6 protein-coding genes, 1 tRNA gene, 2 rRNA genes and 2 pseudogenes are annotated in these 14,014 nt (G+C 65.8%); 4 read left to right on the plus strand and 7 right to left on the minus strand.

What is annotated here, in order from left to right:
* Positions 1-8 precede the first annotated feature (8 nt).
* The 3 genes from ABDW49_RS20255 to ABDW49_RS20265 are packed head-to-tail and all read right to left on the minus strand — an operon-like array spanning position 9 to position 9,461.
* Entirely contained in the window at positions 9-758 is a 750-nt protein-coding gene (locus ABDW49_RS20255; RefSeq protein WP_343614703.1) for an SDR family NAD(P)-dependent oxidoreductase, read from the minus strand.
* Positions 755-2,158, minus strand: coding sequence for an aminotransferase class I/II-fold pyridoxal phosphate-dependent enzyme (locus ABDW49_RS20260; RefSeq protein WP_343614705.1), 1,404 nt, complete (start codon positions 2,156-2,158; stop codon positions 755-757). Before ABDW49_RS20260 ends, ABDW49_RS20255 begins: the two co-directional genes overlap by 4 nt.
* Entirely contained in the window at positions 2,151-9,461 is a 7,311-nt protein-coding gene (locus ABDW49_RS20265; protein WP_343614706.1) for a type I polyketide synthase, read from the minus strand. The genes ABDW49_RS20260 and ABDW49_RS20265 overlap by 8 nt, the downstream gene beginning before the upstream one ends.
* A 280-nt stretch (positions 9,462-9,741) precedes the next feature.
* On the opposite strand from ABDW49_RS20265, the gene ABDW49_RS20270 reads away from it, so the two are divergent.
* The 4 genes and pseudogenes from ABDW49_RS20270 to ABDW49_RS20285 all read left to right on the plus strand — a co-directional run.
* On the plus strand, positions 9,742-11,037 hold the full coding sequence (locus ABDW49_RS20270; RefSeq protein ID WP_343614707.1) for a glycosyltransferase: 1,296 nt from the start codon (positions 9,742-9,744) through the stop codon (positions 11,035-11,037).
* On the plus strand, positions 11,034-11,723 hold the full coding sequence (locus tag ABDW49_RS20275) for a CDP-alcohol phosphatidyltransferase family protein (protein ID WP_343614708.1): 690 nt from the start codon (positions 11,034-11,036) through the stop codon (positions 11,721-11,723). Before ABDW49_RS20270 ends, ABDW49_RS20275 begins: the two co-directional genes overlap by 4 nt.
* Before the next feature lie 60 nt (positions 11,724-11,783).
* Positions 11,784-12,044, plus strand: a complete 261-nt coding sequence (locus ABDW49_RS20280; RefSeq protein ID WP_343614709.1) for a transposase — start codon at positions 11,784-11,786, stop codon at positions 12,042-12,044.
* A pseudogene (locus ABDW49_RS20285) lies at positions 12,013-12,304 on the plus strand (transposase); the annotation flags it as partial. The gene ABDW49_RS20280 and the pseudogene ABDW49_RS20285, both read left to right, overlap by 32 nt.
* Before the next feature lie 18 nt (positions 12,305-12,322).
* Here ABDW49_RS20285 and ABDW49_RS20290 read toward each other — a convergent pair.
* The 4 genes and pseudogenes from ABDW49_RS20290 to ABDW49_RS20305 all read right to left on the minus strand — a co-directional run.
* Positions 12,323-13,269 (minus strand): annotated as a pseudogene (locus ABDW49_RS20290) (IS630 family transposase).
* A 140-nt stretch (positions 13,270-13,409) separates the two neighbouring features.
* A tRNA-Met gene (locus tag ABDW49_RS20295) sits at positions 13,410-13,486 on the minus strand.
* Positions 13,487-13,571: 85 nt separating this feature from the next.
* Positions 13,572-13,686, minus strand: a 5S ribosomal RNA gene (gene rrf / locus ABDW49_RS20300).
* Between the two features lie 205 nt (positions 13,687-13,891).
* A 23S ribosomal RNA gene (locus ABDW49_RS20305) occupies positions 13,892-14,014 on the minus strand; the annotation flags it as partial.

The raw sequence follows: 14,014 nt of genomic DNA on the forward strand, positions 1-14,014 counted from the left end.
AAAATGCTCTAGCGCTTCTTGACGGTAAAGCGCAAATTACCGTTGAACAGCCTGAGCAGCCCTTCCGGGATGAGCAGCGAGAACAATGCCATGGGCCACAGCGGCGCGGGGAAACCGAAAAGCCGCGTGTTGGCCAAGGCCTGTTTCACAATGCGGCGCGCGGCGTCCTCGGGCTTGATTTCGTGGGGGCGGTTGCCCAGATGCTCGGCTTGCATGGGCGTGGCTACATAGCCCGGGCAGCACACCGACACACCCACGCCCGTGCCGCGCAAAGCCTCGCGCAACGATAAACCATACATCACCAGCCCCGCCTTGCTGGCCGAATAGGCCGGGGCGTCCGGCAAGGGCGACAGGCCCGCCAGCGAGGAGACAAGCGCAATCTGCCCCTGCCCACGCGCCTGCATGCCGGGCAACACCGCATGCAGCGCCGCCACCGCCGAGGTGAGGTTGATGGCCAGCACATCGCTGGCTACCGCGCCCGTTTCCACGGTTTCGCCCTCGCGGCGGCCGTCCAGAATACCGTGGTTGGATACGTAAAGGTCCACTGCGCCAAAGCCCGCGACAAAACCCGCAAAAGCAGCCGTGTCGCGCATGTCCATGGCCGCGGTCTGCACAACCCTGCCGCAAGCCTCAGCCACCTGAGCCAGCCGCTCCGCGTCGCGGCCCACCAGCCCCAGGCGCCACCCCTTGCGCGCCAGTTCAAGCGCCACCGCCCGGCCGATGCCGCTCGATGCACCCGTTACAATAGCGGTTTTCACTCGTCCTCTTCCAGCGCCTGCAACCGCTGAAGGATGGTGTTCTTGGCAATGCTGGCCAGCGTGACGCCCGAACGCGACAGTTGCGCCCTTTCGCCCACCAGCGTGTCGATCACGCCGTCAATCTGCGCCTGCGTATGGCCCGACGAGATGAAGAAGCGGATGCGCGCCGCCTTTTCCGGCACGCCGGGCGGCAGTACCGGCACGGTGGCATAGCCGCGCTCCAGCAACCGCTCGGACAGCATCACCGTTTGCAGACTGTCACCCAGAATGACCGGCGTGACCGCCAGCCCCCAGCTGTCGCCCACATCCAGCCCGGCGGCGCGCGCCTTGTTCAGGAAATAGCCACCATTGGCCTGCAACAACGCCACACGCTCCGGCTCGCTCAGCATCAAGTCCAACGCCGTCAAAGACGCGACCGTTGCCGTTGCCGGAATGCCCACCGAATAGACCATGCCCGGCGCGCGATATTTCAGGAAATCGATGAGCGCGCGCGGCCCCGCGATATAGCCGCCGCAAGACACCAGCGTCTTAGAGAGCGTGCCCATCCAGATGTCCACCTCGCGCGGGTCCACCCCGGCATGCTCGAACAATCCGCGCCCGGTCTTGCCCAGCACGCCCAGCGAATGGGCCTCGTCCACCATCAGCCAGGCCGAATGGCTGTTCTTCACCTCCACCAGACGCGCCAGATCAGGCCCGTCACCGTCCATGGAGAACAGGCCCTCGGTGACGATGAGGCAATGGCGGAACTGGCCGCGCAGCTGACCCAGCAGGCGGTCCAGCGCCTCGATGTCATTATGCGGGAAATTGACGCGATGCGCGCCGGAAAGCTGGGCGCCCACCACGATGGAATTGTGCGACAGCGAGTCATGAATGACCAGATCGCCTTCGCCCATCATCGTGCCGATGGTGGTGACATTGGTGGCATGGCCCGAGACGAAGAGCAGCGCGTCTTCTGCCCCATAAAGGCTGGCCAGTTCGCCTTCCAGTTCGCGGTGCACGCTGCGCTCGCCAGACGTCAGCCGGCTTGCCGACACGCTGGTGCCCCATTGCGCGGCGGCCTCGGCCACGGCGGCGACAATGCGCGGATGACCGTTGAGCCCCAGATAGTCGTAAGAGGTGAAGTTGACCGCAGGCCGCCCCTCGACCACCGTTTCGGTGCCTGCCCGCGCCTCATGCAGACGGTAAAACGGCACCGGAATGCCGATCTTGCCCGCAAGGCTCTGTTGCAGGCGGATCGCCTCGAAGCCGGGCAGGTCTTCAAAGCCTGGCGCCTTCTTACGCCCGGCGCCCAGAATGCCGCCCAGCAGCCCGCTGGGCGATGCCGTCGCCTTTTTCACCCCCGCGATAAGCGCGGACCGCATATCCCGGCTCAACCGGCGGGGAGGGGTTTCGTCAGCCACGCGATGCTCCTGCCTGAACCTCGGCTTTCAAGCTTTCCTGAGTGATCTGCCCGCCGCCGTGAATGGCAATGAGCGCGCTTTCCTCGTCCGACAGGGGCGAGGCCGCCTCGCCCGAACCGCGCGCAATCACCAATACACGCTGTCCCAGCTCGCGCAAATTGCCAACCGCGCTGATGGCCATCATGGGCAGCTCGATCTTGTAACGGTTCTCGATGCCCATGCGCAGTTCCAGCGCCATCAGCGAGTCCATGCCAAGCGAGTCAATCGAGGCGTCGAGGTCCACATCGGCCACGGCCAGACGCATGATCGCCGCCGCCTCCTCGGCCAGCATGGTGGTTACCATCTTCAAAGCCTCGGCCTGGCTCAGTCCGGCGATCATCTCGGCCAGACTCTGCCCGCCGCTGTTGACCGACGACCCGCGCACCGCGAAATGCCGCGCGAAGGCGGGCGATGCCGGAACCGGCAGGGCAAACAGGGCGCCTGCCTCGGCGAAGTCCGAAATGGTCACCACCGGGTCGGTCAAACGGTCGGCCAGCGCCAACACCTTGTCTAACCGCGCCAGCGCATCGGCCGATTGCATGCCGGTGACGCCCGCAATGCGGCTAAGGCTTTCCAGCGTGTCGCCCCGCGCGGCCAGCAAGCCCACGTCCGCAATCGCGCCCCATTGCACCGCCACCGCCGGGCGCCCATCGGCCCGCCGCGCCCGCGCCAGGCCTTCCAGCCAGCCATTGGCCGCCGCGTAAGCCCCCTGCCCCGGATTGCCGATCAGCGCCGAAGCCGAGGAGAACATGACGAATTGCGCCAAGGGCTGGTCCAGCGTGGCGCGGTGCAGATTGTTCGCCCCCGTCACCTTGGGCGCCAGCACCTTGGCCAGCGTTGCCTCGTCCAGCCCGTCGAGCATGCCGTCCGACAGGGTCACCGCCGTGTGCCACACGCCGCCGATCGGCCCGTGCTTCGCGTTGATCTGCGTCACCAGCGCCTGCACCGCCGCCGCATCGGTCACGTCCAGCGCGGCCACTTCAAACACCATGCTCTGCGCGCGCAGCCGCTCGACCACGGGCAGAACGCTCGCGTCGATGGTGCCCGCGCGGCTCGCCACCACGATCTTGTCCGCGCCCTTGCCCGCCAGCCACAGGGCCGTGGCAAGGCCAAAGCCGCGCGTGCCGCCGACAATGAGCTGCACACCCGCGCCCGGTTTGAACCGCGCGGCATGGAGCGAAGGTACGCCATCACGCTGCGGCGCGCTGACCACGATCTTGCCCACATGGCCCGCCGACTGCATCAGGCGGAAGGCTTCGGAAATCTGCCCCGCGCGGTAGGTGGTGACGGGCAGCGGCATATAGGTGCCGTCCGCGAAACCTTCGGCAATCGCCCCCAGCCCCACGCCGGTCAGCTCCGGGTCCAGCGCGAGGATCTGGTCCACGTCGACGCCGAAATAGCTCAGGTTGCGGCGGAAGGGCCGCAGCGCCAGCAGGCTGTTGGCCACATAGTCGCGCTTGCCCAGTTCGATAAACCGTCCGCGCGATTTGAGCACCTTGACCGACCCGCGCATCGCCTCGCCCGAGAGCGAGTTGAGCACCACATCGGCTCCGCCATGCAGGTCGCGCACCTCGTCGATGAAATCGAGGCTGCGGCTGTCGTAAATGTGGTCCGCGCCATACAGACGCGCCAAAGCCGCCTTGTCCGGGCTGGACACGGTGGCGATGACGCGCGCGCCAATCGCCCGCGCGATCTGGATCGCGGCCAGACCAACGCCGCCCGCGCCGCCATGGATGAGCACCGTTTCGCCCGCGCGCAGCCGCGCCAACTCCACCAGCGCGTACCATGCGGTGTAGAATGCCACTGGCAAGCCCGCCGCCGCTTCCGCCGACACGCCTTCCGGCAGGGGCACAAAGGCTTCCTGCGGGCCGATGGCGTGGCTGGCAAAGCTGTTCTGGCCAAAGCCCATGACGAGGTCGCCCAGAGCAAAGCCATGCACGCCCTCGCCCAGCGCCACCACGCGCCCGGCGCATTCCAGCCCATAGACCGCGCCCGCCAAGCCCTCGTCCAGCACGTCGTCGAACAACAGGCCCATGGCCAGCATCACGTCGCGGAAGTTCAACCCCGTGGCGATCAGCTCCACCTCGATATGGCCCGGCGGGGGCGTGTGCCGCTCCGCCTCGATCCACTGGAAGTTTTCCAGCTGGCCTGGGCGGGGGAAATGCAGCCGCATCGCCGCCATCGCCGGTTCCGCGCGCAGTGGCAGGCCTGAGAGCAACCGCGCCGAGGTCACCCCTTGCGGCGTCAGGCTCCATTCGCGCTCGCGGCCCGGATGGTGCAGGATTTCGGTGAGACCCCGGCCCAGCGCATCGCCCGCCACATCCGCGCCGATCTCGACAAAGCGGATGTCGGTTTCGGGCATTTCGTTCATGGCCACGCGGGTCAAGGCCCGCACAGCGGCCACGCGCTCGGCGCCATGCTCGCCTTGCGCGGCCACAGCCACCCACAAGCGCGGACGCGGTTCCACCCCGCGCAAGGCGAACATCGCCGCGCGCAAAGCTTCAACCGTGGCGCCCATGTCGGCCACCGCGCCATCTTCCACCACCAGCAGGCGGTTGGCCGCGTCGTCAGCGGCAATGTCCCAACCGCTTGCCGCCAGTGTTTGCACGATGAGCGGCGTTTGCTGTGCCTGCCCGCCAACAGGCATGCAGCTGATCTGATCCTTGCGCTGGTCTTCCGCCTTGCGCTCGGCAATATGCACCACCAGCCCTTCGTCGAACTGGCCCAGCGTGACGATCCCGCCCAGCTCGGGCAGGTCCTTGAGCATCGGCGCCAGTGTGACGCCTTCCTCCTGCCGGGCCTCTGCCGACGCGCTGCCGCGCTGGAAGGCCACGAGCGTGTCCATGGCCGGTTGCGCCGCCAGCAACACGCCGCCCGCGCGCAGCAACCGCGCCTGCGCCGAAGCCTCCTGCGCCTGCATCCGCCGTTCAGCCGGAGCGCAGAGCAACAGCACATCCGCCGTGGCCGCCTGCGGCTGCGACAGGTCGATAATTTCCCATTGGCCCGCCACCGGCATGGCGCGCGACAGGCGCTCGGCCGCCAGACTGTCCACCGCTGCGATGGACAAGCGCAGGCGGCCCGCCATGGCGCCGCCCATCAGCCCGGCCGCCACAGGGTCGGTCAAAGCGGCCATCACCGCCTCGCCGTCCTGCTCGGCCACCACGACATGCAGATGGCGCGGATAATCCGCCCCGATGCGCGCGGCCAGCACCGACAGGCACGCCGTCAGGGCCTTCACCGCCGGGTCCAGACGCAGCGATGCGCTGTCATGCCGGGCCAGCGTGCGGGCGCGCGGCGGGGCCACATCCTGCCCGCGCAGCACGGCAGGCAGGTTCACCGCCGCCAGTGCCGACAGCGCCAGATCGGCAGCCGCTTCGGGGAATTCGGCTGCGCAGCTGGCAAGGATCATCGCCGCGTCAGGGTGGTCGGTCTGCGCCAGCGTCAACTGGTCGCCCATCTGCACCACATCGCCGCCGTTGATGAGGTCGAGCAACAGGTCGCCAATCCATGCGCGCTGTTCGGGCGGGCGCCCGCCCTTGAGCGCAGGCGGGTCGAGCAGAGCGGAAAGATCAAGCCGCCCGTTGCTGTCGGCCATACCGCGCAGCGCTTCCACCGCGCTGGCGCGCATATGGGCGTGCAACAGCAGCCAGCCATCGGAGGACGCCGGCAAATCGGTGGTTTCAAACCAGCCCCGGGCCAGCTGCGTCAGGGACGGGCTGGCCGTGAGCCCGGCGGGCGGAGTGGACAGGTGGTAAACGCCCTGAAGCGCGGGCTTCTCGATCTTGGCTACGGCGCGCAGCAGGGCGCGGTCAAGCCGGGCCACCGTGCGCCCCTCGCCGTCACGGAGCCACAGGGTGATCGTCTTGAGCTGCGCGGCGCTCTTTTCCACCACGATGGTGACATCGCGCACCTGCGCGCCCGGCGTCCACACGGTCAGCCGCTCGAAACGGATCGGCAGCCATGTCTTGGTCGTTTCGTCGCCTTCGGTCACGAAATCAAACAGGCCGTGGAAGGCCGCGTCCACGCTGGCCGGGTGCAGCACTTGAAGGAGCGTGTAGGCGCCCGTGCCAGCTTCGGGCACGGACAGCGTGGTTTCCACAATGTCCTCACCCTGACGGCGCAGCGTTTGCAGCAGGGCGAAAGCTGGACCGTACTCGATATCGCTGAACACCGCCTTGCGGTAGACCGAGGCCGGATCGGCATGAGCCACGGTTACCTCGGCCAGTTCGGGCGCTTCCCCGCGCAGCACGCCCGCCTTGCCGATGCGGCCGCGGGCATGCAAATGCCAGTCGTCCGCCGAAAAGCGCGGGCGGCTCCAGATTTCCACCGTGGCCGGGTCGGCGGTGAACCGGGTGGAGATTTCGCGCTGCTCTTCGGCGCCCAGCACCAGCGCTTGCAGAATGTCGAAATCCTCGACGCACACGCCATGGTCCGGCCACAGTTCGCGCGCGACGGCCAGCGTCATTTCGGCCAGCCCCGTTGCGGGCACCACCACTTCACCGCCCACCACATGGTCGGCCAGATAGGGCACCAGATGGGCGTCGAGCACATTGCGCCACTCGGGCACGCCCTGCATCAGCCGCGCGCCGATCAGCGGATGGCGCGGCGCGATGCCATGCACGTCCAGCGCGGCGGAGGTGGGCGCATAGGCATAGGTCTTGCGCTGCCAGGGGTAGGTGGGCAGGTCGATGCTGCGGTCCACCGGGGCGGCGGCCTGTTCCGGCTCCAGTCCGCCCGCAATGGCGCGGGTGAGGATGTCAGTGATAGGGTCGCCGCCGTGGCCCTCCCCATCGCTCAGGCTGTGCAGCGCTCGGCCGGTAAAGCCCGCACTTTCGACCGTGCCCGCCATGGCCGCGCACAGGATCATGCGTGGGCCGATTTCCAGGAATAAATTGGCGCCCCATTCCGCCGCTGTGCGGATGGCGCGCGAGAACAGCACTTCGTGGCGGATGTTCTGCCACCAATAGGCGCTGTTGAACGTCTCCCCGGCCAGCAGCCCGCCCGTGACGGTGGAGATCATCGGCACGTTTCCGGCGGCGGGTACGATCTCGCCCAGCTCGGCAGCAAAGGCCTTCTCGATCCCGTCGAGCAGGGCCGAATGGTAGGGGTAGGCGATGTCCAGCTGGCGCCCCGCCACGCGGTTCTTGCGGGCAAAGCGCATGAAAGCGGCGATGGCGTCGTCGGGGCCCGAAATGGTGACGGAACTCGGGCCATTGTTCGCCGCAATGTCTACGCCCGCAATGCCGCTGCGGGCGATCAGCTCGGCGATGGCCGTGCGGTTGGCGGCCAGCGTGGCCATGGTACCCGCGTTGTGCACGGCTTCCTGGCTGTGGGCGCGGGCCATGAGGATGCGCGCAGCCTGTTCCAGCGTGAGGATGCCGGCGGCATGGGCGGCGGTGATTTCGCCCACGCTGTGGCCCAACACCATGGCCGGTGTCAGTCCCTTGTCGGCCAGCGCGACGGTGATGCCCACCTGAATGGCGAAAATGAGCGGTTGCGCCCATTCGGCCAGCTCCAGTTTTTCGGCCAAGCTGTCGCTGTGCATCGCCTCGGCCAGACCCTCATGGCCCAGCGCGACAAAGGCGGCGTCGGCAGCGTCGAAAGCGGCGCGGAAGGCGGGGTTGGCGCCATAGGCATCGCGGCCCATGCCCACCCATTGCGAGCCGTTGCCGTTATAGGCAAAGCACACTTTCACCGCGCCGGACAGCGCCGTGCCGGTGGCCAGACGCGTTCCTTTCAGCTTTTGGCCTGCGGCCAGCAGTCGCAGTTGCGCGGCCATGTCGGCGCCTTCTGCCAGCGGCAGCACGGCGCGCTGGCGCATGAGCGCGCGGCCACCAGCGGCCTGGGCCAGAGCGGCGGGGCTCACGCCCTGTTCCAGTCGCTCGGCATAGGCGGCGGCCAGTTCGGCCAGCGACTCCTTGCAATGGCTGGAGAGCACCAGCACATCGGGCACCGCCACGGGCGCGCGGGCGGGCGTGGCCGGGGCGCTGGCCAGCACCACATGCGCATTCGTGCCGCCAAAGCCGAAGGAGGAGACGCCGCAGTGCAGCTGCCCCTCGCCCAGCGGCACGGCTTGTGTTGCCATGTGCAGGTTCAGCGCGTCGAAATCCACATGCGGATTGAGCACGTCAAGGTGCAGCGTAGCCGGGTACAGCCGCTGCTCCAGCGCAATCAGCGCCTTCATCATGCCCGCCACACCTGAAGCTGGTTCCAAATGGCCGATGTTCGATTTGACCGAGCCCATGGGCAGCGGTTTGCTGCGCGGTTTGCCCAGAACGGTGCCAATGGCAGTGGCCTCGATGGGGTCGCCCACCACGGTGCCGGTGCCATGCGCTTCCACGAAGGCGAGGTCGTCGGGTGAGACGCCCGCTTCGGCATAGGTGCGCTCCAACAGGCTGCGCTGGCCCTCCAGGCCGGGCAGGGCAATGCCCGAGGTGCGCCCGTCCGAATTGATCGCCGCGCCCTTGATGAGCGCACGGATCGCGCCCGGGTCGGCCACATCGCCGCGCTGGAGGATGAAGACCACCCCGCCCTCGGAGCGGACATAGCCATCGCCATGGGCCGAGAACGGGCGGCAGGCGCCAGTGGGCGAGAGCATCTGCGCCCTGCTGAAGCCCACGAAGGAGGCTGGCGAGAGCAGCATGTTCACGCCGCCCACGATGGCGGTGTCCACGCGGCCGCTACGCAAATCGGCCAGCGCCCGTTCCACCGCCACCAGCGAGGAGGAACACGCCGTGTCCACGATGAAGCTCGGCCCCTTGAGGTCGAACAGATAGGAAATGCGGTTCGCCACGATCGACAGCGTGTTGCCGGTCATGAAGTGGCTTTCGATCGCACCCGGGTCGCCACCAAAAAGGTTCGCGTGGTCCAGCGCGGAAACGCCGATGTAAACGCCCACTTCCTTGCCCGCGATGCTGGCGGGGGCGATTCGCGCATTCTCCAGCGCTTCCCACACCAGCTCAGCCAGCAGGCGCTGCTGGGGGTCCACCTGCACCGCTTCGCGCGGGGACATGCCGAAGACGCCAATGTCGAAATCATAAGGGCTGGGCAGATAGCCACCCGCAAACGTATAGGCCGAACCGGGCGCCTTTTGCCCCGGGTGAAACCCCAGCTCGCCGTGCCAGCGCCCTTGCGGCGCGGGGCTTACGGTAAAGGTGCCATTGTTCAGAACCTCCCGGAATGCTTCTTCGTTCGGGGCGCCCGGCAAGCGGCATGCAGCGCCCACAATGGCCGTTTCGATGGCCGTATCAAGCCTGGAAGTCACGCAGTTCGATCTCTCATGGCTAACCTGAATTGTTATTAAGCACGGGTGTATGACCGCACTTGCACTATCGTTTTATGGCAATCCCTGGTTGCAAGCATATCGGCATGTTGCGTTGCGTCAAGCGGCCCCTGCGTGTCCCAGAACTGACATATAGGTAAATATTCTGGATTGGCGCCAATTCCTTTTGGCTCGCCTTGTGCTTCGCGCGGGGGTTGCTACACGTGGGGTAATGAGCGTGGTTTTCTCCCGCCGAGCCTATGCAGGAGCCGAAAGCCAGCCAATGCCCCGCGCGATCGCCTATGATCTGACGCGCCTGTTTCTTGGGCCACTCAGCCTGTCGCCGCGCGGGATTGACCGGGTGGATGTGGCTCTGGCCAATCATTTCTTTTCCGTCGATAAAATTTCCAGCATCGGAATTTTACCCACGCCCTGGGGCGTGCGCGGTTTCAGCGCGGCCATGGTGCGGCGCGGGCTGGAGCACTTGCAGGACCTGTGGGCCGAGCGGATCGACGAGGCGCATGATCCGCGCTGGGAGGGGCTGGTGGCGGAGCTCTGCGGGCAGGGCGGCACGCTTGCGGCCCCCGCGCGCCGCAAGCCCTTGGGCACGGGCGCCAAAATGCAGCGGATGTGGGCTCATCTGCGGCGAACGGGCGTGGCTTTGGGGCAATCTGTGGCGGCTTTGCCGCAGGGGGCGGTTTACCTCAACATTGGCCAGATCGGTTTGGCGGTGCCCGCGTTTCACCGCTGGCTCTCGCGCCGACCGGACGTCACCGCCGCCTTCATGCTGCACGATACAATCCCGCTGGAATACCCCCATTTCGTCTCCCCCCCGGCGGTGAAGCACCATGAACAGATGGTGCGCACGGCGGTTGATCATGCCGATCTGGTTATCACCACCACCTGCCACGCGCGCGAGACCATCGCGGCCTGCATGGCACAGATGGGCCGGGGTGATGTGCCCATTCATGTGCGCGGCCTGCCCCTACCCGCCGCTCTGAGCGTAGCGCGCGGGGCGGACACGGCACTGGCCGGGCGGCATTATTTCCTCACCTGTTCCACGGTGGAGCCGCGTAAGAACCACGCTTTGCTGATCCAGGTGTGGCGGCGGATCGTGGCGCGGATGGGCGAAGGGGCGCCGCATCTGGTCATCGTGGGCGCGGCCGGGCGCCATGCCGAGGCGATTTTGGGCGAGATTGCCAGCGATCCGGCTTTGGCGCGCCATGTTCACCACATTTCGGGCCTCTCCAGCCCAGCGCTGGCGCGGCTCACGCTGGGTGCTGCGGCTATGCTGTGCCCCAGCCATACCGAGGGTTTCGGCCTGTCCGTGCTGGAGGGCAACGCGCTGGGCGTGCCCACCATCGCTTCCGACATTGCCGCCCACCGCGAAATCGCCACGGGCGACACGCAGCTTTTGGCGCCCAACGACCGCGACGGGTGGGAACGCGCCATTCTGGCCCAGGGCCCCGGCCCCTTGCGCCGCACCCCGCCCATTCCCGACGCCTTGGGCGAAGCGGCCTATTGCCGCGACATTGAAACTGCCCTCCAACAGTTTGCCCAGAGCAGGACGCCCCGATGAGTGACACGCTGAAACCCAAGGTCGACAAGCGGGTCAATGAGAGCTTCCTGTCGGGGTATGAGCGGGTGGCATTGCAAGCCATTGCTCGGCGATTGCCCGCGTGGGTGACGCCCGATGGCCTGACTGGCTTTGGCGTGTTTGGCGCGGTGCTGGTGCTGTGCGGCGGGCTGTTGGCACAGCGCTCCATGGGGTGGCTGTGGCTGTCCAATCTGGGGATTTTCTTCCACTGGCTGGGGGATTCGCTGGACGGCACGGTGGCCCGCTTGCGCAAGATCGAGCGACCGCGTTATGGTTTTTATCTCGATCAGGTGATTGATACGGTTGGCAATCTGCTGATCGGCCTTGGCGTAGGGTTCACCCCCGGCATGCGGATGGAGCTTATCCTCATCCTGCTGGCGGCGTATCAGATGCTGGCCATTCAGGTGTTGGTGCATGCCATCGTAAAGGGCGAATTCCGCGTGACGGTGGGGCATATGGGGCCCACCGAATTGCGATTGGGCATTCTGCTGCTCAACCTGTTGGTGCTGGCCATTGGCACGCCGGCCATTCCCGGCCTGCCGGTATGGCTGCATTGGGAAGACATTGTGCTGGGGCTGAGCATTGCCGGGTTGCTGGGGCTGTTTGCGTGGCAGATGGGCGAGCATCTGGGCGTGCTGGCCAAGGAGGACCCGGGGCCGCAGCGCTAGGCTCAGGACCCATTGATTGGTCGCTGACGATGTGATTCAGGTCTCGCAAGGAGACTGAACATGAGTGACCTGTATTGGCTGACGGACGAGCAGATGGCGCGTCTGTCGTCCTATTTTCCCAAGAGCCACGGCAAGCCCCGGATCGATGACCGGCGGATGCTTAACGGGATCATTTTCGTCAATCGTAACGACCTACGCTGGCGTGATGCTCCCAGGGAATACGGGCCACACAAGACTGAACCGCGCCGGGTTTGCCGGAGGCTCCAACTTCTGAGAAAGTGGAGCCGATATGAGCAAAACGACGAACAAGTTTGCGCCTGAGGTACCGCGCCCGTGCGGTACGCATGGTGCTGGATCACGAAGGTGACCATCCTTCTCGCTGGGCAGCCATCGTGTCGAGCGCAGAGAAGATAGGCTGCGTTCCCCAGACTCTGCTCGAATGGGTCAAGAAGGCCGAGGTCGACAGCGGCAAGCGGGCCGGTGTGCCAACCGAGATGGCAGATCGCCTGAAGGCGTTGGAGCGCGAGAACCGTGAGCTGCGCCAGGCCAACGAGATATTGCGCAAGGCGTCGGCGTATTTTGCCTAGAGCGGTTTCCGTTCATTCCGGTTCGTAGCCGCATGAACTGAAGTAGTTGGCGCATTCGGCGGGCTTGAAGATGTCGACGAGCCTGCCGATGAGGTCCCAGAGGCCGGGGACGGTCCGTTCGCCGACCTTTCGCAGCATGGCCTTGAGGCGGGAGAAGGCTTTCTCGATGGGATTGAAGTTGGGGCTATAGGGCGGGAGGAAGCGCAAGGTGGCTCCTGCCGCTTCGATCCGTTCCCGCACGGCGGCGCGCTTGTCGCTCGACAGGTTGTCCATGATAACGACGTCGCCGCGCCGCAGCACCGGCACCAGCACCTGAGCGACGTAGGCCTCGAACCAGTCGCCGTTGATCGGGCCATCGAGCACCATCGGTGCGACCATGCCGCTCATGCGCAGGCCAGCGACCAGCGTCGTGGTCTTGCGGCGACCATGCGGGAAGCCCATCCGCAGGCGCTTGCCCTTGTCGCAACGGCGGTGGCTGCGGGTCATATTGGTGGCGGTCCACGTCTCGTCGATGAAGACCAGGCGCTCGGGCTCCAGATCGAACTGGCCATCGAACCAGCGGCGTCGCTGGCTCAGGACGTCGGGGCGGTCCTGCTCGATCGCGTGGCCGGTCTTTTTTTCCGCGTGATGCCGTGACGCACGAAGAACCGATGCAGCGTGCCGATCCCGACGGGAGCGCCACGCTAGATCAGTCGCGCCTGGATTTCGACTAGCGTTATGTCGCCCTGCTCGGCAAGCAAGCCATGGATGAAGGCGCCATGCGCCTCGATCCGCTCCGAATGCCGGTCTCCGCCACGCGGCTTGGCGATGGCCTGACCGCGTGCCAGCGCCAACTGCCGCCAGCGGATCGCACTCGACGCGCTGACATCAAAGCGGTCGGCCGCCGCGCGGCAGCTCAAACCGCCGTCAATCGCCGCTACAACCCTGTCCCGAAGATCCTGTGAAAGCGTTCGTGCCATCCATGCTGGCCTCCTGCCACCAGCAGGAAGCATGAATCACATCACAGGAGACAAGGGAATCCCCGGCGATTTAGTTCGTGTGGAAACCGCTCTAAACGACAACGCCACCCCGAAGGGTGGCGATTGTAGTTCTATGGCCCTGGTTGCGGGGGCAGGATTTGAACCTGCGACCTTCAGGTTATGAGCCTGACGAGCTACCGGGCTGCTCCACCCCGCGTCAGGGTTTGCAAGAATGATCACGCCCCCAGCCATCCGGCATGGGGGGTGTGAATGGGTTTTTTTTTGAGCACGCTGGCGATAATGCCTGGCGACGACCTACTCTTCCAACGCTTGAGCGTTAGTACCATTGGCGCGGACAGGTTTCACGGCCGAGTTCGAGATGGGATCGGGTGGGTCACTGTTGCTATGGTCACCAAGCAATATGGCCAGCGTGCTGCAGCGAGCATGAGGCAGGTTCGTGACCTGCCTTGCGCAGGGTTACCCCTGTGCGGCTTGCTGTTGCGGTGTTTTTTAATCAGATGTTGTGATTGGCTGTGACGATTGTCCGCCTTCACGATGCGCTGCCTGGTTGATCTTTATGGGATCATCCTTTGTGCAGGCCTCTTAGTGATGGTGGGGTTCATCAAGCATGAACAGAGTGATTAGGACCGGTTAGCTCCATGCGTTACCGCACTTCCACACCCGGCCTATCAACGTGATGGTCTATCACGACTCGAAGATACCTTATCTTGAGGGAGGCTTCCCG

It is taken from the genome of Novosphingobium sp. (genome assembly GCF_039595395.1).
GTDB lineage: Bacteria > Pseudomonadota > Alphaproteobacteria > Sphingomonadales > Sphingomonadaceae > Novosphingobium.